The sequence below is a fragment of the Paraburkholderia aspalathi genome (assembly GCF_905220735.1).
GTDB classification, from domain to species: Bacteria; Pseudomonadota; Gammaproteobacteria; order Burkholderiales; family Burkholderiaceae; genus Paraburkholderia; species Paraburkholderia aspalathi.
This window is the reverse complement of the sequence record NZ_CAJNBA010000001.1, coordinates 246225-270611: the sequence shown is the minus strand read 5'-3', so window position 1 is coordinate 270611 and position 24387 is coordinate 246225. Positions and strand designations below refer to the sequence as shown.

Here is a 24387-nt window from a genome sequence, read left to right as displayed (position 1 = left end):
GCGCGGTTTTCTCATATGAAAGCCGTGCGCCACACTGAGAAGAGTGATCACCATGTATAACTTGCCTGACGAAAGAGGCCATTTCGGCCAGTATGGCGGCGTGTTCGTCGCTGAAACGCTGGTTCACGCACTCGACGAACTGCGTGCCGCGTATGAGAAATTTCAAAAAGACCCGGAATTCGTCGCCGAATACGAGCGCGAATTGAAGCATTTCGTGGGTCGTCCGTCCCCCATTTATCACGCACAACGCTGGAGCGAAATGCTCGGCGGCGCGCAGGTTTTTCTCAAGCGTGAAGACCTGAATCACACCGGCGCTCACAAGATCAATAACGTGATCGGCCAGGCGCTGCTCGCAAAGCGCATGGGCAAGCCGCGCGTGATCGCGGAAACCGGCGCGGGTCAGCACGGCGTGGCGGCCGCGACCATCGCGGCGCGCTTCGGCATGGAATGCGTGGTCTACATGGGCGAAGAAGACGTGCGCCGCCAGGCGGCCAACGTCTACCGGATGAAGCTGCTCGGCGCGACCGTCGTGCCCGTGACGTCCGGCTCGCGCACGTTGAAAGACGCGCTAAACGAAGCGATGCGCGACTGGGTGACTAACGTCGAAAACACGTTCTACATTATCGGCACGGTGGCGGGACCGCATCCGTATCCGATGATGGTGCGCGACTTCCAGCGCGTGATCGGCGACGAGTGCAAGGTGCAGATGCCCGAACTGGTCGGCCGCCAGCCGGACGCCGTGATTGCGTGCGTTGGCGGTGGTTCGAACGCGATGGGTATCTTTTACCCGTACATTGACGACACTTCGGTGCAGCTGATCGGCGTCGAGCCAGCGGGTGACGGCATCGAAACCGGTCGGCACGCAGCCTCGCTGATCGCCGGCACGCCGGGCGTGCTGCACGGTAACCGCACGTATCTCCTGCAAGACGAGAACGGTCAGATCATCGAAACCCATTCGATCTCGGCCGGTCTGGACTATCCGGGTGTCGGCCCCGAGCACGCGTGGCTAAAAGACAGCAATCGCGCGCAATATGTCAGCATCACCGACGAAGAAGCGCTCAAGGCGTTCCACGATTGCTGCCGCATCGAAGGCATTATTCCGGCGCTGGAGTCCAGCCATGCGCTGGCCTACGCCGCGAAGCTCGCGCCGACGCTGCCGAAGGACAAGGTCCTTCTGGTCAATCTGTCGGGCCGCGGCGACAAGGACATGCATACGGTCGCTGAGCGATCGGGCATTCAGTTCTGAGCGCCGCGACGATGCGCGACGAGTTCGACGAGCCGCAACCGGCGCTTGAAACCAGCCCGGCCGCCGAGGTAGTGGCGGCCGAGGCGCCTGCACCCTTGTTAGCGCAGGTGCCCGCCGGCATCCGGCTGTTGAACCGCGATTTTCTGACCGATGTAGCGAACATCCCCGACGGGTCGATCGACCTGATCCTGTGCGATCCGCCTTATGGGCTCGGCAAGGATTATGGCAACGATTCCGACATGCGCTCCGGCGAGGATTTCCTCGCATGGACGCGTGGCTGGCTCGAGCTGGCTATTCCGAAGCTCAAGCCGTCGGGTTCGCTGTACATCTTCTGCACCTGGCAGTACGCGCCGGAAATCTTCAGCTTCCTGAAGACAAAACTCACGATGATCAACGAAATCATCTGGGACCGGCGTGTGCCGAGCATGGGTGGAACGGTTCGCCGGTTCACCTCGGTGCACGACAACATCGGCTTTTTCGCGGTGTCGAAAGATTATTTTTTCGATCTCGATCCCGTCCGCATCCCGTACGATGCCGTCACGAAGAAGGCGCGTTCGCGTAAATTGTTCGAAGGCAGTAAGTGGCTGGAGCTTGGCTATAATCCGAAGGATGTCTGGTCGGTATCGCGGCTGCATCGGCAACACGCCGAGCGCGTCGATCACCCGACCCAGAAGCCTCTGGAAATTGTCGAGCGGATGGTGCTGGCAAGTTGTCCGAAGGGCGGGCGCGTGCTCGACCCGTTCATGGGCAGCGGCACCACCGCAGTCGCTTGCGCTCGGCAGCAGCGCGAATTCGTCGGCTATGAGATCAATGAAAGTTACTGCGCGATAGCGCGCGAACGCGTTAGCGCGGCCGCGTCGGCGCCCACTGCCGCTCGCAAAACCCGCAAGAATGCGGCCAAAGTCGAGCAGCAAACCGAGACGCAATGAGCGCGCAGTAGCTTAAAAATCCGAGAATATTCCATGTCCCGTATCAAGAACACGTTTGCCGCGTTGTCCGCCCAGGGTAAGAAAGGCCTGATTCCGTTCATGACGGCCGGTGACCCGGATCCGGCGCGCACGGTCGAATTCATGCACGCGCTCGCCGCCGGCGGCGCCGATGTGATCGAACTCGGCGTACCCTTTTCCGACCCGATGGCCGATGGCCCGGTGATCCAGCAGTCGTCCGAACGCGCGCTGGCGCATGGCGTGTCGCTGCGCCACGTGCTGGCCGACGTGAAGCGCTTCCGCGAAACCGACGACAAGACGCCGGTGGTGCTGATGGGCTACGCCAATCCGATCGAACGCATGGGCACCGAAGCGTTCGCGAAAGCGGCGAAAGAAGCCGGTGTGGACGGCGTGCTGGTTGTCGACTACCCGCCGGAAGAGTGCGTTAATTTCGCCGAACAGATGCGATCTGCCGGCATCGATCCGATCTTTTTGCTGGCGCCCACCTCCACGGATGAGCGCATCGCGGAAGTCGGCAAAATCGCCAGCGGTTACGTCTATTATGTGTCGCTGAAAGGTGTGACCGGCGCGGCAAATCTGGACGTTTCCAGCATCGCGAGTAAAATCCCGGCCATCAAGTCGCGCGTACCCCTGCCGGTGGGCGTCGGTTTTGGCATCCGTGACGCGCAAACGGCGCGTTCGGTGGCCGAAGTGTCTGATGCCGTCGTGATCGGCAGCCGTATCGTGCAATTGCTCGAACAAGCGGCGCCCGAAGCCGCCGCCGAGACGCTGACGCGCTTCATTGCCGAAGTGCGCGAGGCGCTCGATAGCGTCGCGACTGCCCGATAACAGTTATTTTTTGTCTCCTGTAGTGTGAGCGGCGGGTTCGTCCCGCCGTTTGCGCAACCGGTTGACCCAGAGGGATTCAATATGAGCTGGCTCGATAAGCTGCTGCCGCCGAAAATCAAACAAACCGACCCGAAGAACCGCAAGGGGATTCCGGAAGGCCTGTGGATCAAGTGCCCGTCGTGCGAAGCCGTGCTGTACCGCAATGACGTCGAGGCCAATCTGCACGTTTGCCCGAAGTGCGACCATCACATGCGCATCGGCGCGCGTGAGCGGCTCGACGGCCTGCTCGATCCGGAAGGCCGCTACGAAATCGGCCAGGAAATCGTCCCGGTCGACGCGCTCAAGTTCAAAGACAGCCGCAAGTACCCGGATCGCCTGAAAGAGGCGATGGACGACACCGACGAAACCGACGCGATGGTCGTGATGGGTGGCGCCATCCACACGCTGCCGGTGGTGGTCGCGTGCTTCGAGTTCTCGTTCATGGGCGGCTCGATGGGTTCGGTGGTCGGTGAGCGTTTTGTGCGCGGTGCGCAGAACGCGCTCGAACAGAAGGTGCCGTTTATCTGCTTCACCGCCTCGGGCGGCGCGCGGATGCAGGAAAGCCTGCTTTCGCTGATGCAAATGGCGAAAACCACGGCCATGCTGACCAAGCTCGCCGAAGCCAAGCTGCCGTTCATTTCCGTGCTGACCGATCCGACCATGGGCGGCGTGTCGGCAAGTTTCGCGTTCCTGGGCGATGTGGTGATCGCCGAGCCGAAGGCGCTGATCGGCTTTGCCGGCCCGCGCGTGATCGAACAAACCGTGCGCGAAAAGCTACCGGAAGGCTTCCAACGCGCCGAGTTCCTGCTGACGAAAGGCGCGGTCGACATGATCGTCGACCGTCGCAAGCTGCGTGAAGAAATCGCGCAATTGATGGCGCTCTTGAGCCATCAGCCAGCTGACGCAGTCGCGTAAGCCTACGCATCAATACGGGGCCATGCCTGAAAGGGCGCCGCGCCCACAAGAAAAGCAGTAAAAAAATAGCGCGCCGCGAGAGTCATCAAGCGGCGCGCTGTCATTTCCGGGATAATCACGATCTCGCAACGCAGCAAAGATTCGCTCGATGACCACATTCCCCACCCTCGACGCGTGGCTCACGCACCTTGAATCCGCGCATCCTGTCGGCATCGACATGGGATTGGGACGCATCTCGCAGGTACGTGACGCAATGGAGTTGTCGTTCGCGTGCCCGATCATCACGGTCGGCGGCACGAACGGCAAGGGTTCGACCTGCGCGATTCTCGAATCGATTTTGCTGCGCGCGGGCTTTACGGTTGGCTGCCACACGTCGCCGCACTTGTTGACTTTCAACGAACGGGCGCGCGTGAACGGCGAAATGGCGAGCGACGCAGACCTGCTGCCGCATTTCGAAGCCGTCGAAGCCGCGCGCCTGAGCCTTGCCGAACCGATCACACTGACCTACTTCGAATTCACGACGCTCGCGATCATGAGCCTGTTCGCCTCGCGCGGATTGGACGCGGTGATCTTCGAAGTCGGCCTGGGCGGCCGCCTCGACGCGGTCAACATCCTCGACGCGGACTGCGCGATCATCACCAGCATCGATATCGATCACACCGAGTATCTCGGCGACACGCGCGAGAAAATCGCCTTCGAAAAAGCCGGCATTTTCCGCCCTGGTAAGCCGGCGATCTGCGCCGATCCGGTGCCGCCGCAATCCCTGATCGATCACGCCGAAAAGATCGGCGCCGAACTGTGGCTATTCGGCCGCGATTTCCGCTACGAAGGGCAGGCCGGTAGCGAGCGCCAGCAATGGAGCTACGTGGGCCCGACCATGCGCCGTTCCGCGCTCGCCTATCCGGCATTGCGCGGCGCGAATCAGCTGATCAACACGTCGGCGGCGCTGGCCGGTCTTGAAGCGCTGCGCGACCGTCTACCGGTCTCGGCGCAGGACATTCGGCTTGGTCTGGCTAACGTCGAATTGCCGGGACGCTTCCAGGTGCTGCCCGGCAAGCCGGCCATCGTGCTCGACGTCGGCCATAACCCGCACGCCGCCGCAGTGCTGTCGCAAAACCTGGGCAACATGGGCTTTTTCCCGTACACCTACGCCGTATTCGGCGCGATGCGCGACAAGGATATTGCCGGCGTGTTGACACACCTGAAGGGCGAAATCGACCACTGGTGCGTGACCGATCTGCCGACCCCGCGTGCGGCTTCGGCGGAAGAACTCGAAGCGGCTTTGCGCGAGCAGGGCGTGAGCGACGGCAATGACAGCAGCGTGACGCGTTACGCAACACCGGCAGACGCTTTCCAAGACGCGCTAAAACGAGCGTCAGAGAATGATAGAATCGTGGTTTTCGGCAGTTTCTATACGGTAGCAGGCGTAATGGCCTACCGTAAATCGCAGCAACACTGAACGGGCGCCAGGCTCGAACCAAGCGATTCATGGGAATTTTCTCGTTCGGCAAGAAAGACGACGCGCCCAGCCGGCGCGGCGCAAACACCAGTTCCACCCGGGCCGCCCGTGGCGAGCGCGTGGAGCGGCGAACCCGCCGCACGGAGCGCACCGTGGATGCCGATGCGATGCTGCTCGACCCTACGTTGCCTGAAAAGCAGCGTGCGCGGCGCAGACTCGTCGGCGCGGTCGCGCTGGTCGTCGCAGCGGTGGTGATCCTGCCCATGGTGTTGGATTCGCATCCAAAGCCTGTCACGGACGATATCTCAATCGACATTCCAAGCCGCCCTGCGCCGAAGGTTGCTACCAAGACCGACGAAGACACGCAAGCCGGCGTAGCACCGGATAACCCGGCGCCTGACGCGGCACTCGCCGCTTCCGGCCTTGCGCCGACAACGGCAGCCACGCAAGGCCAGTCCGGCGCCGCGAAACAGCAGAGCGCTGCAACGAGCGCAGCGCCCGCCGCTGCCAAACCGGCTGCGAAGCCGCAAGCGCCCGCCGCCGTTGCCGCCAATACGGCACCTGCAGCGCCTGTAGCGCAAACGCCTGCCAAACCGGCCAAAGCACCCGCCACGCAAAGCGCGGCGAAAACGCCGGCCACGAGCGAAGACAGCGCGAACACGGCCGCCGCCAGCGCGGACGCCAATTCCGGTACGCCGGCATCGCCGCCTGGCAGCCGTTTCGCCGTCCAGTTGGGTGCATTTGCGAACGACGCCAATGCCCGTACTTGGGCTACCAAGTTGAAAGCGGCCGGGGTGCCCGCATATACCGAACATCGGAAGCAGGCCGACGGCTCCACGCTCACGCTATTGCGTGCTGGTCCGTTCGCCGATCGTGCAGCGGCGAGCGCCGCGATTGCGAAGGTTCGTGAGGCCGGCTTGACGTCGGGCGCGAACAGCGGCGCTGCACAGTAAGCGAGCGATGTTCACTGCCTTCGACTACGCTGTAATGGCGGTGATCGGTTTGTCGGCCTTGCGCGGCACATGGCGCGGCTTTTTGTCCGAGATATTCGGGCTGATCGGCTGGATCGCGGCGTTTTTCATTGCTTGCCGCTTTGTTGGTTATGTCGTGCCGTTTATCCCTGCCACGTGGCCGGGCGGCGCGCTGACCCAGTGGCTTCTGGCGTTCGTGCTGGTGGCGATCGGCGTGGTGCTGGTCGCAAGCGTGCTGAACGCGTTGCTGAGCCGCATCGTGCAGGCGAGCGGCTTGAGTGGCGTGGACCGCTCGCTCGGTTTGATGTTCGGCCTCGTGCGCGGGGTCGTTCTGGTGCTGGTTCTGGTCGCCCTTGCAGGCTTGACCGAACTGCCCCAACAGGAATTCTGGCGCAACGCCTTGCTTCGGCCCTATGCGGTCGAGGGCGTGCACGTAATGAAACCGCTGCTTCCCGAGACGCTCGCTGCCTACGTCCGCGTGTGACGATCAGGTGAACGGTTAGAGGAACGCAGCAGGACTCCGGCGCAATCCGGTTGCCTCTACGTAGTCGCGTACCCTCGCGCAGCATCGCAGGCACCGGCCGCCGTTACGAATTTCGTACCTTTGAAGGACATGCCATGTGCGGCATCGTAGGCGTAGTTTCCCATTCTCCGGTCAATCAGCTGATCTATGACAGCCTGCTGCTTCTGCAGCACCGCGGTCAGGACGCCGCCGGCATCGCGACAGCGAACGGCAGCAATTTCCACATGCACAAGGCTAACGGCATGGTGCGCGACGTGTTCCGCACGCGCAACATGCGCAGCCTGCCCGGCACCACCGGTATCGGCCAGGTCCGTTATCCCACCGCCGGTTCTGCATCGAGCGAAGAAGAAGCCCAGCCGTTCTACGTGAACGCGCCGTTCGGCATTATCCTCGCGCACAACGGCAATCTGACCAATTGGCAGCAACTGAAAGATGAGATGTTCCGCATCGATCGCCGCCACATCAATACCAATTCCGACACCGAAGTCATGCTCAACGTGCTCGCGCACGAATTGCAGCTCTCCAGTTCGAGTCTGCAACTCGATCCGGCGGCGCTGTTCAAGGCGGTGTCGGGCGTGCATCGCCGGGTGCGGGGTTCGTACGCGATCGTGTCGCTGATTGCCGGCTACGGCTTGCTCGGCTTCCGTGACCCGTTCGGCATTCGCCCGCTGTGTCTCGGCAAGCAGGAAACGCCGGAAGGCGTCGAGTGGATACTGGCGTCGGAGTCGGTCGCGATCGAAGGTATCGGTTTCGAATTTGTGCGCGATATCGCACCGGGTGAGGCAATTTTCATCGACCTCGAAGGCAATTTGCACTCGCAGCAATGCGCAACGAATCCGAGCCTGAACCCGTGTATTTTCGAACTCGTGTACCTCGCGCGTCCGGACTCGGTGCTCGACGGCGTGCCGGTCTACAACGTGCGTCTGCGCATGGGCGATTACCTCGCCGAGAAGATCAAGCGTGAATTGCCCGACGTCGAGATCGACGTCGTGATGCCGATTCCCGATTCGTCCCGTCCGGCCGCGATGCAGGTCGCGAAGAAGCTGGGTGTGGAGTATCGCGAAGGCTTCTTCAAGAACCGCTACGTGGGCCGCACCTTCATCATGCCGGGCCAGGCGATGCGCAAGAAGTCGGTGCGTCAGAAGCTGAACGCCATGGGCATCGAGTTCAAGGGCAAGAACGTGCTGATCGTCGACGACTCGATCGTGCGCGGCACGACCTCGCACGAAATCGTGCAGATGGCGCGCGACGCCGGCGCGAACAAGGTGATCTTCGCTTCGGCGGCGCCGCCGGTGAAGTACCCGAACGTCTACGGTATCGACATGCCTACGCGCGGCGAACTCGTCGCGCATGGCCGCACGGACGATGAAGTCGCCCGCATGATCGGCGCGGACTATCTCGTTTATCAGGACGTCGACGCCCTGAAGCAGGCAGTGCGCGATATCAACCCGGCGCTGAAGGAATTCGAAGCCTCGTGCTTCGACGGCAACTACGTCACGGGCGATGTGACCACCGAGTACCTCGACCGCATCGAAACCGCGCGCCTCGCACCGTCCTCGCAATCGGATCGCGACGCCGCGAGCGAAGCGGCCGAGGGCGGCCCGTCGCGTTCGCAACTGCATCTGCAGTTGTCGGTTGGTTGAGTGCGGTTGAGTGATGGCGCTCGCGTCGTGGCCCGCTGCACGCCACGCCGCGAGCGTGTTAGCATGACGGCTTGCGTCGATTTGATCTCAGCTTGCGGACGCGGGGCAACCCAAAACAGCTAAAGCGAATGGTGGAAAAGCCGCAGTCATCCGCCTCCGCTCCAGCTTTCCCCCGCACATGAAGCCCGCTTATGCCGACGCAAAAGCGGGCTTTTTTGTTGCTGCCGTTTGGCGTTGTTGTGCTCGTCGTTTAACGTGAGCCGTAGACGCTGAACCCAGCCATGGAACATTGGAAACCAGAACCAACATGGACGACTCCCTGAACTTCGACACGCTGGCAGTCCGCTCGGGCACAGTGCGCAGCGACTTCAACGAACATTCGGAAGCGATTTTCCTGACCTCGAGCTTCGTCTTCGCGAGTGCCGCGGACGCCGCCGAAAAATTCAAGAATTCCGAAGACAACTACACCTACTCGCGCTTCACGAATCCGACCGTCTCGATGTTCCAGGACCGTCTGGCCGCGCTTGAAGGCGGCGAAGCGTGCATGGCCACGGCTTCGGGGATGGCCGCGATCATGTCGGTGGTGATGTCGACCTTGCAGGCCGGCGACCATCTGGTGAGCTCGCAAGCGCTGTTCGGTTCGACGCTCGGCATGTTCTCGCAAATCTTCAGCAAGTTCGGCATCACGACGACGTTCGTCGATCCGACCAATCTGGACGCGTGGAAAAACGCCGTGCGTCCGGAAACGAAGATGTTCTTCCTCGAGACGCCGTCGAACCCGCTCACCGAAGTCGCCGATATCGAAGCGATCAGCAAGATCGCGAAGGCGGCCAATGCGATCTTCGTGGTCGACAACTGCTTCTGTAGCCCGGCTTTGCAACAGCCGTTGAAGCTCGGCGCTGATGTCGTGATGCATTCGGCCACCAAGTTCCTCGACGGCCAAGGGCGTGTGCTCGGCGGCGCACTGGTCGGCTCGAAGCAGTTCATCATGGAAAAGGTGTTCCCGTTCGTGCGCAGTGCCGGGCCGACCTTGTCCGCGTTCAATGCATGGGTGCTGCTCAAGGGCATGGAAACGCTGTCGCTGCGCGTCGAAAAGCAGTCGGCGAACGCGCTCGAAATCGCGCGCTGGCTGGAAACGCATCCGGCCGTGAACCGCGTGTTTTACCCGGGGCTCGAATCGCATCCGCAGCACGCGCTGGCCATGCGTCAGCAGAAGGCGGGCGGTGCGATCCTGTCGTTCGAACTGAAGGGCGATACGCCTGAGCAGATGCGCGCGAATGCCTGGCGCGTGATCGACAGCACGAAGATCTGCTCGATCACCGGCAACCTCGGCGATACGCGCACCACCATCACGCATCCGGCTACGACCACGCACGGTCGCGTGACGCCGGAAGCGCGCGCGGCGGCGGGGATCAGCGAAGGCTTGATCCGTCTCGCAGTGGGTCTGGAAAACGCCGGCGATATTCGCGGCGATCTGGAGCGCGGTCTGGCGGGTTGATCACGCCGGACACATGCAGCAGAGAAGGAGAACGCGGGCCGCCTTTTCAGGCGGCTCGCATGTCGCACAAACTCAATGGCGCAGCGCGCGCCATTGACCGGGCGCCAGCCCGAAACGCCGCGTGAATGCGTGCGTGTAAGCGCTCTGATCGCCGAAGCCGATTTCTAGCGCGATATCGCTGAGCGACAGGCGTGGATCGGACAGCAAGCCAAGAGAGGTATCGAGCCGCAGACGCTGCAAATAGCGATGCGGCGTTTCGCCGAAGGCGTCGATAAAAAGCTGATGAAAGCGCCGCGTGCCGAAGCCGCAATGGGAGGCCAGGTCGGCGATACGCAGCGGTTCCGACAGATGAGCGCGCAGCCAGCGGTCGATGCGAGTGAAGTCGAGGCCGGCGCCGGATGCCTGCGCCCCGGCCGCCGTGCCGGTATCGGCCACCAACGCAGCGCCCAGTCGGGCGGCTGCGTCCCAATGGAAACGCCGGGTATCCAGATCGTCGCCTTGCGCACCGCCTGTGGCGTGCGCGGCAATCCGATGCACGAGCTGCGTGAGCGAGGCATCCACCGTCACGGCCCGCGCGCGGTCGAACAAACGCTCCGGCACGGCCAGCGACGTGGCCGGCAGATCCAGCACTAACTGCCGGTTCTCGCCGACGCCCGCATAGTCGTGCCGTGCACCCGCCGGGATGAGCCAGGCGGAGCCGGCGTCGATCTGATGCGCGACGCCGTCTACCGCCATCACCATCGCGCCGTCGAGTCCGAGCACGACCTGGTGAAAGTCGTGCACGTCCGACGCTTCGATCGCGCCGTACCGGCGCAACGAAACGCTAGGAGCGGTGATGGCGGCGTGACTCATCGGTGAAACCCAATTACAAAATACAAAACAGCGCAGCGAAAAACTTAGACGCCGAGCAGTTCGACTTCAAACACGAGCGTTGCATTCGGCGGAATCACGCCGCCTGCGCCACGCACGCCATAGCCGAGTTGCGGCGGAATCGTCAGCTTGCGCGTGCCGCCGACCTTCATGCCTTGCACGCCTTCGTCCCAGCCCTTGATGACCATGCCGCCGCCCAGCACGAACGCGAACGGGTCGTTGCGGTCCTTGCTCGAGTCGAACTTCTGGCCGTCGGTCAGCCAGCCCGTGTAGTGCACGCTGACGGTCTTGCCGGCCACCGCTTCGGCGCCAGTGCCTTCAACGATGTCTTCGTATTTCAGGCCGGATTCGGTAGTCACAGTCGACATGTGTCGCTCCTTAGATCAAAAATGTAAAAACCGACATTGTAGGCGTGTTGGGCTCGCATCGCCGAGGATTGCCGTGTGGCATGTGGTTTGCGTTCAGGTTAGCCATCCGGCCAGGCTGGTTACGCTGGACGGCATGCCTATAATGGGGTTTCTTTTGAAATTTGATGCACCGCCTGAGAGGGTTCGATCGTGACAACGCCTTCCACCGGGACCGCCGGCGCAACGCCGGTTCCTTCCGGCTTCGCCGTATCCGAACGCACCGCACGCCTGCGCGCGGAGACCGCGCTGTTTATGCGCGATCACGTGCTGTCGCTGGTGTCGCATGACCTCCGTGGTCCGCTGAACGCCATCCATAGCTGGGCGTACGTGCTCGAGCGCAAGCTCGATGCCAACGACCCCAATTCGCAACGCGCCGTCACCGGCATCCGTAACGGCGTGGAACAGCAGGTGAAGCTGCTGGAGACGATTGTCGACGCCACGCGCGCGGAGACCAAATCGCTGGAACTGGCATTTGCGCCGTTTTCGCTGCATCCGTTACTCGATGAAACCGTTGACGAAGTCCGTTCCGGGCTGGCGCGCACACGCGGCGTCGAGGTTACGGTCGAATCGCACCTCGCTACCGAGCAGCTCAACGGCGACCGTGAGCGCCTGGCCGCCGCGCTGTGGCTGATGCTCACATTCGCCGTCGAGGCGAGCACGGAGGGCGCCGCGATCACGCTGGCCGCACGCGCGGACGCCAGCAGGTGGTACGCCACGGTCACCTTCAATCAAAGCGCCGCTGCATTGAACGATCCGGCGGCGCCGCATTTGCTGGAAGCCTTTGCCCGCAAACAGGCGTGCGAACCGCGCGAAGCCAAACGGATCGCGTGGGTGTTCGCGTTGTGCAAGCGCGTTGCGGAAGCGCACGGCGGCAGTTTCGAGCAAAGCGATGCATCCGAGAGCGAAGCGGTGACGCTCGCGCTGCACGTGCCGCTGAGTGCAACGACAGCAACGTGAACGGCGGCTGTCGGCGCGCATTCCTGCACGCGATTAACTTTCAGTTTGCTTGCGCCATCTATACTGACAACTTTTGTTGCCGGAGCCCTTCGCTTTGATCCAGGTTGTCGCCCTTATCGGTGCATTGTTTCTCGTTGCCCTCAACGGTTTTTTCGTCGCCGCCGAATTCGGTCTGGTGAAGCTGCGGCAAACGCGTGTGCAAAGCCTCGCGGCCAAACATGGCATGCGTGGGCGTTTGCTGGCGAAGGTGCACGGGCGGCTCGACGCGTATCTGTCCGCCTGTCAGCTGGGCATTACGCTGGCGTCGCTTGGGCTCGGTTGGATCGGTGAGCCGGCGTTCGCCGAACTGCTCACGCCGGTCTTCAGTCTGCTCGGCGTCGAGTCGGAGAAGCTGATTCACGGCATCTCGCTGTTCTTCGCGTTCTCGTGTATTTCGTTCCTGCACATCGTAGTGGGCGAACTGGCGCCGAAGTCGCTGGCGATTCGCGAGGCGGAAAAGGTTTCGCTGTGGGCCGCTACGCCGCTGTACGGTTTCTACTGGGCGATGTATCCGGCAATCTGGGTGCTCAATACGAGCGCAAACGCGGTGTTGAAACTCGCAGGCCTCGACGCGGACCATGGCCACGATTCGCATTACTCGACTGACGAACTCAAGCTGATCTTGCGTGGCCGCCGCGCCAACGTTGCGACTGAACTCGGTGCGCCGGATGGCGCATACAGCCAGGACGAATGGAACACGATTGCGCATTCGCTGGATTTTTCGCGCATGACCGTCTCGGATCTGATGCGCCCATCGTATGAAATGGTCGGCCTGCGGCGCGATCTGCCGTTGCGCGAAAACATGCAGGTCGTGGCGCGGCACCGCTTTAGCCGCTATCCGTTGTTCGAAGACGCGTCCGGCGAGCGCGTGGCCGGCATGATCCATTTGAAGGATTTGCTACTGGCGCGGCACGCGGGCAGCACACTCGACGACCTCTCCAAATATGCGCGACCCGTGCAGTACGTGAAGCCGGACATGCCGGCGCTCGAACTATTTCGCCGCTTCCGCAAGGGCGCGCCGCACTTCGCACTGGTTGGTCACAAGAACTCGAAGCCGATCGGCTTTCTGACGCTGGACAATCTGCTCGGCGCGCTGGTTGGGCAGATCCACGACGAATTCCGCCAGGGCGACGCCGACTGGACGCGCATGGACGACGGCACGCTGATGGGCAAAGGTAGCTTGCCGGTGGTGTCGTTGGAACGCGCGCTCGGGATCGACATCGACGAAGGCAAGGCCGAATCGGTCGGCGGCCTCGTGATTCAGGCGCTCAACGATCTGCCTACCGAAGGGCAGCGCGTCGAGTTCGATCGCTTCGATGTGGTGGTCAAGAAGATGAAGGGGCCGCGCATCGTGCTCGTGCGCGTTTATCCGAAGACCTACGACGACGAAGGCGGTTGAGCGGCGTCTGCGCTGAATCCGCTCCAGGTCCGTTAAAGCATCGTTCGAGTAAAATCGTCGCCCATACCACCCGGGGGCGACATGGGATATTTGCTGGTGCTGTGCGTCGGTTTGCTTGCGGGCACGTTGAGCGGCGTGATCGGCACGGGCTCGTCGATGATGCTGATGCCCGTTCTCGTGATGCTGTTCGGTCCGCAGCAGGCGGTGCCGATCATGGCGATCGCCGCGATCATGGGCAACTTCGGCAAGATCCTGGCGTGGTGGCGCGAGATCGACTGGCGGGCTTGCGGCGCTTATTGCGCGACTGCGGTTCCTGGAGCGGCGCTGGGTGTGCGGACACTTCTTGCGTTGCCGCCACATGCGGTCGAACTTGCGCTGGGCTTGTTCTTTATCGCGATGGTGCCGACGCGGCGCTGGCTTGCGCGACGCGCTATCAAATTCAATCTGTGGCAGCTTTCGCTGATCGGCGGCGTGGTGGGTTTTCTCACCGGCATCGTCGTTTCCACCGGGCCGATTACGGTGCCCGTGTTTATGTCGTATGGCCTGGTTAAAGGCGCTTTTCTCGCAACCGAAGCCGCTGGATCACTGGCTGTCTACGGCACCAAAGTCGCGGTATTCGATCATTTTGGCGCATTGCCATTGCATGTGGTGATCGACGGCTTGATTACCGGCTCGGCACTTATGATCGGATCCTTTTCCGCGCGGCTGATTGTGGTCCGGATGAGTCCTGCGGTTTTCAAACTTGTCGTGGATGGGTTGATGTTGTCTTCAGGCGTTTCGTTGCTGTGGGCTGCGGGGCGGTAGGGCCCTTTTTGCAAAAACGCACGGGGCATCATCCCACCGACGCCTGAAACACCCTCAGGTAGTTCCCCCCAAGAATCGCCCCAACTTCCTGTTGTGAGAATCCGGCCTGCAACAGCGCACTGGCCAGATCGGGCAACTGCTCGTAGCTCCTGAATACCGGGGGCGAAATGAACCCGAGCATATCCGTCCCCAAGCCTACATGTTCCACTCCCACGACATCCGCCATGCGTTTGACGCCGTTAGCCATCGCGTGCAAATCGTGAAACGTTCCTGAGTTCGGCCACACGCCAATCACGCCACCCGTGCCGGCGATCACCCGCGCATGGTCCGGCGTGATGAGCCGGCTTCGCGCGCTCGGATGGGTGGCCAATGCCGAATGCGAGAGCACCAGCGGTTTAGTCGACGTATCTGCCGCGCGCTTCACCAGATCGTAGGTGCCGTGCGCCACATCCACGACGATTCCCAACGCGTTACAGCGCTGTATTACCTGCGCGCCGATGTCCGTGAGGCCGCCATGCACCGGCGGTTCGGTCTGGATATCGCCGAGCTCATTCACGCGATAGTGCGTCAGTTGCAGATGTCGCAATTGATGCTTCGTGTACGCCTCATCGACACGATCTACCTGGCCTTCGAGAAAATCCGCGCCTTCGGCGGAGATGATCGCGCACGGACCCTGCGGACCCAATGCCGTCAGCGAAACAGTGTTCGTCACCACCCGAATCTGCTCGCGTTCGATCAACTGATGGGCGCGCAGGAATTCGGTCTGGCCGAGCGCATACAGTTCGCCTGGCTGTGGCTCGCGCCATGCCTCGAAACGTTTGCGGTTGTCCGCCACGCGCGTGACCGTCGTGTCCGTGACGATCGCAAGGCAGATGACGTTCATGCCGCCAGCGCGCATTGGCGCGGCCAGTGGGATAAACGGACGATGCGCACCGATCGCCGGATCGCGCGACACGATCACGCGGCCGCCGTGACTGTGCATGTCGACGGTGAACGTGCCGGCGGGCGCTTGCCATCTCGGCGCGGTTTCGGATTGCGTGGATGACACGGATGGCGCAGATGCCGTTGATTGCGCCGTTTCGTCATGCGCCTCGGTATAGCCGGCAAAGTGCCCGGACGCACAAGCCGTCAAGCCCAGCGCCGCACCTGAGGCGAGAAACGCACGCCGGCTAAATCGCCGCTGTGAAGCCCGTGGACGCTCCAGCGGCACTGCATCGATTAACCGATACCGCCAGCCCGCGGGATCGTCGAGAAGACAAACCAGCCGGCCGCGCAAAGCCAGTGCCTCCACCTGTGGCGCGAGCGGCGCGGCCATTTGCACCTCGATCGACGTCAACGGATTGCGCGGCACGCAGCCCCCACAACACGGCTCGTCGGCGCTCAGCAGGAAGTAGTCGACCGTGTCGGCTTGCGGGTCCAGCGGAATCATCCAGCCCGATATGTCGATGGTCGCGCCGTGCAGCCTGTCGGCATCCCCGGTTCTGATAATCGACCAGTCGATCTGCATCGATGCTCCTCCCGGGTGCGTTTATTTGCGCGTAGATGTTACCCGGCTTTTATCTGGCGTCAGCGTTCCGGCCATGCTTTCAACGAGCTTCAACGCTTCCGCTTTCAGGGCGACGGGATCGTCTGCGCCATCGAGCAATTGTGCCGCTTCGCACACCATGCTGCCGATCATGCGCGCGGCGAGGTAGGCCTTGGCTTTTTCCTTGCCGGTGGTCTGGTTCGTCAGCGCATCAATGAGCAGACCGTAGACGTGCACTTCTTCGATCTCGCGGCAGCGTGCCTGGCCGAGCACGGCCGGCGCAGTTTCAATGACGAGTTGCCGATAGGCAGGTTCGGTGCAGACCTCCAAAAATTCGCGAATGCCCGCGCTCATCCGTTTGGCTGGCGTCGCGGCCGCGGCAGCGGATCTGACTTTAGACGCAGCGTCCGCCTGGAGAGACTCGACCAGGGCGTCGAACAGTTCGGCCTTGTCCGCAAAATGGTGATAGAAGGCGCCGCGGGTCACGCGCGCACTGCGAGCGATGGCCTCTATCCCGACTTGCTGGTAGCCCTCTGAGGTGAACAACTCGCCCGCAGCAGCGATGAGCGCCTGACGGGTTGCGTCCGCATATTCCTCGCGACGGGATTTGGGGGTTGGACCTGCGGTCGGCATAGGCAGCGTTTTTATCCCTTGATTTTTCACATTCTAATTGTAGTATACATACACGGTGTATGTGAAAATCTCGTTGTATGTTAAATCGGACTTCGGCTGCGGCCTGAATACACGGGCAAACAACACCGTCGGTAAGCAACCCATTCAGGAGCAAACCCACATGACGTCAGCAGAAAAATACCTTCCCCCGACTGCGGAGCAGTTAGCCAATGCCCGGATAGCAGTGCAACGCTTCGCCTCGGAGTGGCAACACCCCGTCGCCGATAACCTGGAAGCGCTCATGCACGAGGACACACGAAACCTGATCCCACCCATGACCGAACCGGCCGACAGGAAAGGCGTCATCGAACATTTCCGGCAGGTCCTTACCCAACTGCCGGATCTGAAAGTCGACGTCCTTCAATGGGCACCTACGGGCGACGCCGTCATGATCGAATGGCAAGCATCGGCCACCGTAGCAGGGCAGCCGTTGAAGTGGTTGGGTGTCGACCGCTTCAACCTGCGCGGTGACCGGATGTACAAAGGGCAAGTGTATTGGGACACGCGGCGAGTGGCGGAACAGGTGGCCGAGGCGGTCAAACGCGCGCAGCAAGGCGGCTCAGCGGGATGATGGACCACCTTGAATGAGTCGATAAAAAAGGCGGCTAAAGCATGTGCGCTCTAGCCGCCTTTCAACCTTCGACAACGCGCCGATCAACTGCGTGGCACACCGTCCTCCACCAACACCGCAATCGGCATTGCGCTCAACGCATCGCGCAGATAAAGCAAACCGTTTTCGTCGACCTTGGGCGCCGCCGGACTCAGCCAGTCGAACAACGCCCGCGCGGCCAGATCCGCAGGCATTTCGATCGCCGTATCGCCCCATTTGACCGGATCGACCATCGGCAAATCGCCGCTATCGTCTTCTTCGCCGAGCAACCCGGCAGCCAGCCGGCTTGCCACCACCACAGCCCACGCATTCCCATGCCGCCGTGCAAACGCGATCACATTCGACGCATGCGCACCGCGCACTGCAAGCGGCAGATACGTACCCTGACTCAACAACTCCGGCAAATGTGCGCGCAACGCCAGCACGCGCTGCACTACCGCGAGCTTTACCCGGCCATCGTGCCAGCTCGCCAGAAATTCCGAAGGCGGTGTTTGCGCGAGCCATGCCTCGCGCCTGGCAAAATCGACGGGCCGGCGATTGTCTGGATCGACCAGACTGAAGTCCCACAACTCAGTACCCTGATAAAGATCGGGAATCCCAGGCGACGTCAACCGCAACACGGTCTGCTGCAAACTGTTGAGCGCACCGGCGCGTCCAATCCGCGCCACGAACGCGGACAACTCGTGCAGGAAACCATTGCGCCGCTGCGGCGCCAGGATATCGAACAGGAAATCGCGGCAGCCGGCTTCATAGGCTTCATCGGGTGCGAGCCAGTTGGTCTGCAGCTTCGCTTCCCGTAGCGCCTTCAATTGCCATTGCGCGACGCGCTCAGCCAGGTCCTTGACGCCAGCGTCATCGTCCGGCTTTAAGTCCGGTGGCCAACTGCCTACCAAGGTCTGGTACAGCATCGCCTCGGCGGCGGGGCCTGGCGCCCAATCGTAGCTTGTATCGTGGCTCACGCTGCTGATCGGCTTACCGTCGAGCGCACGCCGATGCGGCGCGTTCAAGGTCGACCACGCACGCAAGGTCGCGCTCCAGTCATGAGAAATCTCGCTCAACACCGCAAGACGCGCACGCATGTCTTCGCCACGCTTATGGTCGTGCGTGGCCGTGGCGAGCATCGCGTGAGGAAAGCGCTGCGAACGTTCGAGATTCGCCGCATGAAATTGCGCGACCGACAAAGCAAACTCGCCGGGGTCCGAGCCGACTTCGTTGCGCGATAGCAAACGTCCGTAGCGATAGCACGCTGTATCTTCAATCGCCTTTGCGGCGACCGGTGCGGTCAATTGCGAAAACAGCGTCTGCGCGGTGCGCCGCGCGGAACCTGCATGACTTGGCGGGGCACCATTCTGACCTTGCTGTTGTGATGAGACCCGTGCATTCGGCACTTCCTCGGCGCTGCCACCAAGCCACGCGTTCACGCGGTCGAGCACCACGTAGTCCGCGCGCGAAAGCGTCTCTCTCGCGCCTGCCAGTGCCTGCTCGAAATACACGTTATCCGCAGCGCTGCGCAGCCCGTTCTGTGGATAGACCCGATACACCGGAAAATGCACGACCAGTTCGGCCAGCACGCGCCGCAGTGCGGTGAAGGTGAAATCGCGCGTGGTCAGCGAATCGCGGGCAATGCGGTGCAGCGCGCGCGCCGCGCGATCCAGTTCCGCTGAGAGGTTTTCCGCGAGAATCTTGCGGCGTGCGGCCAGGGCTTCGTCGGTGAAGCGCGGGCTGCGGCCGGTGAGTTCGGCCCACGTCTGCGCGAGCGGTTCGGCGCCGGCCGGATCGTGCAGCAGCGCGCCCACGTCGTTCATGAAATCGTAGCCGGTTGTGCCGTCCACGGGCCAGTCGTCGCGCAGCGGCTCGCCACGGCCGAGAATTTTTTCGACGACCACATACGGCGCAGTGTCGCGCAATTCAGTGAGGCGTTGCCGCAGACGCTGACAGTACTCGCGCGGTTCAGCGAGACCGTCCACGTGATCGATTCGCAAACCGTCCACCACGCCTTCCTGATACAAGCGGAAAATCAGCGCGTGCACGGCCTCGAACACTTCGGGCCGCTCCACGCGTACGCCGGCCAGCGTCGAAATGTCGAAGAAACGCCGCCAGTTCACTTCATCCGAAGCGGTACGCCACCACGCAAGGCGGAAGTGCTGCCGTTCGATCAGCCGATGCAAACGGTCACGTGTCACCGGGTCCGCGGGCGAATACGATTCCAGCACCAATTCGATCGCCGACCCGCCGTTTTGCGCGACGAACTCGCGCAGCATGTCGCGTCCTTCGGCGGCGCGTGGCTGATCGGCAGGCTGCGTCGTCAGGCCATGGAAACGTTCGGCCAGTGCGTTGAGATCGGCGCGATCGGCGCTTTGCAGAATCGCCGGGTAGTCGATTGGACACACAGGAAACACATGCGGCCCGTAGACGATATAAAAGCGCCCACTGTCGGCTGCAAAATGCAGCGCAATCCGGCCGGCCGCGAGTTCCTCGCCGTACGGCGCACCGAGTGTCGGCGCCAGCACCTTGCCGCGCAAGGCCGGATCGGGCGAATGCCAGTCGACGTCGAAATGGCGTGCGTACGCGCTGTGTCTGCCCCATTCGAGGATATCGAGCCACCACGCGTTGCTCGAGCCGCCGACGCCCATATGATTCGGCACCACATCGACGATCAACCCCATGTTGTGCGCGCGTAGTTTATCGGCAAGGCGTTTCAAGCCCGCCTCGCCCCCGCATTCAGCGTTGACCTGGGTGTAGTCGACGGTATCGTAGCCGTGCATCGAACCCGGCTCCGCAGTGGTGACGGGCGACGCATAGACGTGGCTGATGCCGAGCGCGGCGAAATAGTCGACGTGCTTCGCGGCATCGTCGAAGGTAAAGCCTCGATGGAACTGGAGGCGAAGCGTGGAGCGCGGGACGGTCATGGCGTATCAGGCTCCGAAGAAACGTTGGAAGCAGCAGGAACGGTGGCGCCGCGGCGCGCGCGGTCGACCGCCAGCAGGCGATCGCTGAAGGTGCCGTCCTCGAACAATGCGTCGATGGGCAAGATCACGCGGCGGCGCCAGTTCGGATGCTCGTCGATCGAGCCGGGCAGATTCGGCTGCTCGACCAGTGCTAGCAAATCTTCGAGCGGGAAAGTGACGAGCGGCCCGGGCGTGGCGGCGACGAAGGCGAGCGCTTCATCCACGGGCGCCTTGTCGGGCGGCGGCGCATCCACGTGCGGCGCGGCGACGCCGGCTTGCTGAAACGCGCGCCATAACAGCGCGCGATCGGCGGCGCGTTCTTCCTGTGCCACTTCCTCCGCATCGCGGCCATCGGCGCGCGCCATCGTCTGACCGATCCGGTTGCGCCACGTGATGTCGCTGCCGCGCCACCAGCCCGCCACGGTCGGCAGATCATGGGTCGTAGTGGTGCCGACAGCGTTGCGGTCCCATGCCTGCGGTGGCTTGAAACCCTTGCCGCCTTCCGCGCCTTCGAACCACAGCACGCGAATGCCGGAGAGACCGTGCTCGTCGAGCCGCTCGCGAAAACCGGGCGGCACGGTGCCGAGATCTTCGCCGATCACGATCGCGCGATGCCGCCACGATTCGAGCGCGATCAGCCGCAGCAGGTCTTCGAGCGGATAGCGCAGATAGGCGCCGTTACGCGCGCTCTCGCCTTCGGGCACGAGCCACAGGCGCCGCAAACCGAGAATGTGGTCGATGCGGATACCGCCCGCATGCGCGAACGCCGCACGCAGCATGTCGATGAATGCGGAGAAGCCCTGCGTGCGCATCGCGCGTGGCGAGAAGGTGGTGAGCCCCCACGCCTGGCCGGCCTGGTTGAACAGATCGGGCGGTGCGCCCACAGAAATGCCTTGCAGCATGTCGTCGCGGTACGACCATGCATGGCTGCCGGCGCTATCGCAACCGACTGCGAGGTCGGCGATCAGGCCGACGGCCATCCCGGCGTCGCTCGCTGCATGCTGCGCGTGCGACAAGCCCTTGGCGGCAAGCCATTGCAGAAACAGATGAAAGTCGACTTCATGCCGATGCGCTTCGGCAAAGGCTTCAACTTCCGGACTGCGCGGATCGCGCAATGCCTCGGGCCAGTTGCGCCAGTGGCCATTGCCGCCTTCCTGAGCCAACTGCACCGCCTGCAGTGCTTCGAAACGCGCGTGGTCTTCGAGCGCCCGGCCGGCACGTTCGCAGAAGCCATGAAATTCGAGCGCACGTGGCGTGTCGTGCGCACGTTCCTGGGTGCAGAAGTTCTCGTACAGCGCACGCAAAACCTTCAGCTTTAACACGACCGCGTTCGGCCAATCGATCAGAGGCAAGTCTTCGAGTGCCGGCCATGCTTTGGTGGCCTGCGCGGCCTCGAGCGCGGCGCGCGCGGCGTCGGCGCCGAACACCGCGGCGGGGTCGATATGCGTGACGTTCAGCCACAAACGCGACGACGGCGAATACGGACTGAAGCGATTCGGCTCGGCGCTGAACATCGCGTGCGTCGGACTGACGGCGAGCGCATGCGCGCCACGCTTCGCGCTTTCAATCGCCATTTGTGCGAGGGCCGTATAGTCGCCGATGCCGCCATCGCCCGTGCGGCGCAAGCCGTATAACTGCGCGGCGATACCCCACAGCGGCGGCGCTTGTGTCGAGGCGCCGTCGTGCAGCGTGCGCCAGGCATCGGCGACGGTATAGCAGCGTGACGGCGCGACGGCCAACGTCACGCGTTGCTCGTTGATCACCAGCGTGTGATAGCCGGGCTCGTCGATCGGCGCGAGCAACGCTTCTTCGCCTTTGGGCGCCGTGAAGCGGCCGTCGATGATCGAGCCGCTTTCCAGTTCGATCCGGTAGTGACTGCCGGATTTGATCGCCGCGATCGGCAGTGCAATGCCGCGTTCAACCTCCGCGGTCATCAGCGGCGGCAGCTTGCGGCCGGATAGTTCGGCTTCGAGCGCGGCCGCGCTGTGCCGGATCTGCGTGGCGTTGCCGCACGGCAAGCCCATCCGGTCGAGCAGCACGGCGAGCGTGCTCTCGGGTACGTGTTGCGTCGTGTGGTGCGCGTCGCGCCACTCGACTTCAAAGCCGGCGCGCGTGGCAAGGGTCACGATCGTATCGTTTGGACGGCGGGTGGCACTCACGCGTGGCGCTCCTGTTGGCCTGCGATGCGGGCATCGTGGCCGATGGCATAGTCGCTGACGTCGCCGGTCACCCACGCGACGAACGCGAATGACGGTAACACCTTGGCGTCGATCTGCTCGCGCACGCGCGGCGGCGTTTCGAAAATCACTTTGCCGGCAGGCAGATCGGGGAACGCCACGTTCTCCTTCGAGAGATTCAACGCAATCGACAAGGTTTCGCCATCGGCGAGTTTCCAGCGGGCAATCAGCGCATTGGCGTCGCCACCGTTTGCAGCGGTCAACACAGTCGAGCCGCACGCTTTGGCATGTTTCAGACGCGGCGTGATCAGCTTCGCCCGCACGGCGAGCGCGGATTTGTAGAAGTGCATCCACTCGAGACGGTCTTTTGTGTTGTCGTCCGCGGCCGGGCTTTGAACCGGCTCCGGCGGTGACGAGGCCGCAAAGGTCTGCACGTCGTTCGGATCGGGAATCTGCGCGCGACGTTTTTCATCGCTGAACGCCGAAAAGCGTGCGAATTCGCGACGCCGTCCTTCGCGCACGGCGTCGGCGAGCTCGCCGGTGTAGTCGGTAAAAAACAGGAACGGCTGGGTCGAGCCGTATTCCTCATCCATGAACAGCATGGGGATATGCGGCGACAGAAGCAGCAAACCGGTGGCGGCGCGCAAGGCATCGTCCGACGTCAGCTTGCGCAGGCGCTCGCCGAATGCGCGATTGCCGATCTGATCGTGATTCTGCAAGAACATGACGAACGAGGTGGGCGACAGATGCCGGCTCGCTTCACCACGCGGCGCGCCGTCGTGAATCGGCGATGGGTCGCCTTGATACGCGAAGCCTTCTGACAACACGCGCGCAAGGCGCTGGATCGGCTGATCCTTGTACGCGTAGTAATAGCCCTCCGTTTCGCCTGTGAGCAGAACGTGCAGCGTGTTGTGCGCGTCGTCGTTCCACTGTGCGTCGAAGTGCGTGTCCAGCAGGCTCGCGCTGTTGTGCTCGTTTTCCAGCACCAGATGCACATGGCGGCCGTGCTGCACTTTCGCGCGGATATGGTCGGACAATTCGCGCAGCCACGTGTGATTGTCGATGGCATGCACCGCATCGAAACGCAGGCCGTCGAGACGATATTCGTTGATCCAGTAGACAGCGTTGTCGATGAAGAAGTCACTCACTTCGCTGCGTTCGAAATCGATCGCGGGGCCCCACGGCGTGTGCGTACCTTCGCGGAAAAACGAGCGGGCGTATTGGTGCAGATAATTGCCGTCCGGTCCGAAGTGGTTATAGACCACGTCGAGAAACACCATCAGGCCGAGGCCGTGCGCGGCGTCGATCAGCGCTTTCAGTTCTTCGGGGCGGCCGTACGCGGAATCGGGCGCATACGGCAGCACGCCGTCGTAGCCCCAATTGTGCTTGCCGGGAAAGTCGTTCAACGGCATCAGTTCGATGGCCGTCACGCCAAGCGCCACAAGCGCGGGTAGGCGTTTCTGTACACCAGCATAGCCGCCCATCGCGCCGACGTGCAACTCGTACAACACCGTTTCTTCCCACGGACGACCATGCCAGTTCGTATGTTCCCAGTGGTAGGCGCGCGGGTCGATCACTTCGCTTGGGCCGTGCACGTCTTGCGGCTGGAAGCGTGACGCAGGATCAGGCACCGCGTGCTCGCCATCGAGCCGGAAGCGATACAGCGTGCCTGCGCCGCTCTCGACGGTCGTTTCGAACCAGCCGTTGCCGGCAGGCGTCATGTCGTGCGCACCCTGGGCCGGTCCGTTTTCGATCTCCACCTGGACCGTCTTGCACGAAGGCGCCCAGAAACGGAATCGCGTGCGCGGCTTCGCGCCCGTCGCGCCCAGCAACTGCGCGCTGAACGGCAGGCAATGCGCGTGATGATGCGCGTGAGGATCAATCGGACTTTCGGACATGATTCATCACCA

The 24387-nt window shown here is 62.5% G+C and carries 21 protein-coding genes; 13 read left to right on the top strand and 8 right to left on the bottom strand.

The genetic code is table 11. The features are described from left to right. The first annotated feature begins 52 nt into the window (after window positions 1–52). From trpB to KHO30_RS01095, 9 genes are all read left to right on the top strand, one after another. Window positions 53–1246 (top strand): tryptophan synthase subunit beta, encoded by a 1194-nt coding sequence (gene trpB, locus KHO30_RS01135; protein ID WP_093634941.1) that lies wholly within the window; start codon window positions 53–55, stop codon window positions 1244–1246. An 11-nt stretch (window positions 1247–1257) separates the two neighbouring features. Further along, entirely contained in the window at window positions 1258–2175 is a 918-nt protein-coding gene (locus KHO30_RS01130) for a DNA-methyltransferase (RefSeq protein ID WP_200617432.1), read from the top strand. A 33-nt stretch (window positions 2176–2208) separates the two neighbouring features. Further along, window positions 2209–3021, top strand: coding sequence for a tryptophan synthase subunit alpha (gene trpA, locus KHO30_RS01125; protein ID WP_093634943.1), 813 nt, complete (start codon window positions 2209–2211; stop codon window positions 3019–3021). Window positions 3022–3102: 81 nt separating this feature from the next. Further along, the gene (gene accD, locus KHO30_RS01120) at window positions 3103–3975 is read left to right on the top strand and encodes an acetyl-CoA carboxylase, carboxyltransferase subunit beta (protein WP_093634944.1); all 873 of its coding nucleotides are present in this window, start codon (window positions 3103–3105) and stop codon (window positions 3973–3975) included. A 148-nt stretch (window positions 3976–4123) separates the two neighbouring features. Further along, on the top strand, window positions 4124–5434 hold the full coding sequence (gene folC, locus KHO30_RS01115; RefSeq protein WP_211699793.1) for a bifunctional tetrahydrofolate synthase/dihydrofolate synthase: 1311 nt from the start codon (window positions 4124–4126) through the stop codon (window positions 5432–5434). 29 nt (window positions 5435–5463) lie between these two features. Beyond that, entirely contained in the window at window positions 5464–6387 is a 924-nt protein-coding gene (locus KHO30_RS01110) for an SPOR domain-containing protein (protein WP_211699792.1), read from the top strand. A gap of 7 nt (window positions 6388–6394) precedes the next feature. Continuing rightward, window positions 6395–6889 carry a CvpA family protein gene (locus KHO30_RS01105; protein WP_211699791.1) on the top strand — a complete coding sequence of 165 codons (495 nt, stop codon included), beginning with the start codon at window positions 6395–6397 and terminating at the stop codon, window positions 6887–6889. 134 nt (window positions 6890–7023) lie between these two features. After that, window positions 7024–8571 carry an amidophosphoribosyltransferase gene (gene purF, locus KHO30_RS01100; protein ID WP_093634948.1) on the top strand — a complete coding sequence of 516 codons (1548 nt, stop codon included), beginning with the start codon at window positions 7024–7026 and terminating at the stop codon, window positions 8569–8571. Window positions 8572–8878: 307 nt separating this feature from the next. Next, window positions 8879–10069 carry an O-succinylhomoserine sulfhydrylase gene (locus tag KHO30_RS01095; RefSeq protein ID WP_054034801.1) on the top strand — a complete coding sequence of 397 codons (1191 nt, stop codon included), beginning with the start codon at window positions 8879–8881 and terminating at the stop codon, window positions 10067–10069. Window positions 10070–10141: 72 nt separating this feature from the next. On the opposite strand, the gene KHO30_RS01090 is transcribed toward KHO30_RS01095, so the two are convergent. After that, entirely contained in the window at window positions 10142–10921 is a 780-nt protein-coding gene (locus tag KHO30_RS01090; RefSeq protein WP_211699790.1) for an AraC family transcriptional regulator, read from the bottom strand. Between the two features lie 44 nt (window positions 10922–10965). Continuing rightward, entirely contained in the window at window positions 10966–11307 is a 342-nt protein-coding gene (locus KHO30_RS01085; RefSeq protein ID WP_027803023.1) for an FKBP-type peptidyl-prolyl cis-trans isomerase, read from the bottom strand. A 189-nt stretch (window positions 11308–11496) separates the two neighbouring features. Between KHO30_RS01085 and KHO30_RS01080 the strand changes: the two genes are divergently transcribed. Both KHO30_RS01080 and KHO30_RS01075 read left to right on the top strand, forming a co-directional pair. Continuing rightward, window positions 11497–12303, top strand: a complete 807-nt coding sequence (locus KHO30_RS01080; protein WP_211699789.1) for a sensor histidine kinase — start codon at window positions 11497–11499, stop codon at window positions 12301–12303. A 94-nt stretch (window positions 12304–12397) separates the two neighbouring features. Next, window positions 12398–13741 (top strand): hemolysin family protein, encoded by a 1344-nt coding sequence (locus KHO30_RS01075; protein WP_054034925.1) that lies wholly within the window; start codon window positions 12398–12400, stop codon window positions 13739–13741. 32 nt (window positions 13742–13773) lie between these two features. Here KHO30_RS01075 and KHO30_RS39110 read toward each other — a convergent pair whose 3' ends face one another. Further along, a complete protein-coding gene (locus KHO30_RS39110; RefSeq protein ID WP_234486488.1) occupies window positions 13774–13974 on the bottom strand; it encodes a hypothetical protein in 201 nt (66 codons plus the stop codon). Between KHO30_RS39110 and KHO30_RS01070 the strand changes: the two genes are divergently transcribed. Continuing rightward, the gene (locus KHO30_RS01070; protein WP_244863986.1) at window positions 13898–14545 is read left to right on the top strand and encodes a sulfite exporter TauE/SafE family protein; all 648 of its coding nucleotides are present in this window, start codon (window positions 13898–13900) and stop codon (window positions 14543–14545) included. The two genes, KHO30_RS39110 and KHO30_RS01070, sit on opposite strands and share 77 nt — an antisense overlap. A gap of 28 nt (window positions 14546–14573) precedes the next feature. On the opposite strand, the gene KHO30_RS01065 is transcribed toward KHO30_RS01070, so the two are convergent. Next, window positions 14574–16052, bottom strand: a complete 1479-nt coding sequence (locus KHO30_RS01065) for a dipeptidase (protein ID WP_211699787.1) — start codon at window positions 16050–16052, stop codon at window positions 14574–14576. A 21-nt stretch (window positions 16053–16073) separates the two neighbouring features. Beyond that, on the bottom strand, window positions 16074–16733 hold the full coding sequence (locus tag KHO30_RS01060) for a TetR/AcrR family transcriptional regulator (RefSeq protein WP_211699786.1): 660 nt from the start codon (window positions 16731–16733) through the stop codon (window positions 16074–16076). 130 nt (window positions 16734–16863) lie between these two features. On the opposite strand from KHO30_RS01060, the gene KHO30_RS01055 reads away from it, so the two are divergent. Then, window positions 16864–17313, top strand: a complete 450-nt coding sequence (locus tag KHO30_RS01055) for a nuclear transport factor 2 family protein (protein WP_093634955.1) — start codon at window positions 16864–16866, stop codon at window positions 17311–17313. An 83-nt stretch (window positions 17314–17396) separates the two neighbouring features. Here the strand turns inward: KHO30_RS01055 and treY are convergent, their stop codons facing one another. From treY to treZ, 3 genes are read right to left on the bottom strand one after another with little or no spacing between them, the layout of a single operon-like run. Next, entirely contained in the window at window positions 17397–20261 is a 2865-nt protein-coding gene (gene treY, locus KHO30_RS01050) for a malto-oligosyltrehalose synthase (protein ID WP_211699785.1), read from the bottom strand. Further along, entirely contained in the window at window positions 20258–22459 is a 2202-nt protein-coding gene (gene malQ, locus KHO30_RS01045) for a 4-alpha-glucanotransferase (protein WP_211699784.1), read from the bottom strand. The genes treY and malQ overlap by 4 nt, the downstream gene beginning before the upstream one ends. Next, the gene (treZ, locus tag KHO30_RS01040) at window positions 22456–24375 is read right to left on the bottom strand and encodes a malto-oligosyltrehalose trehalohydrolase (protein ID WP_211699783.1); all 1920 of its coding nucleotides are present in this window, start codon (window positions 24373–24375) and stop codon (window positions 22456–22458) included. Before treZ ends, malQ begins: the two co-directional genes overlap by 4 nt. Between the last annotated feature and the right edge of the window lie 12 nt (window positions 24376–24387).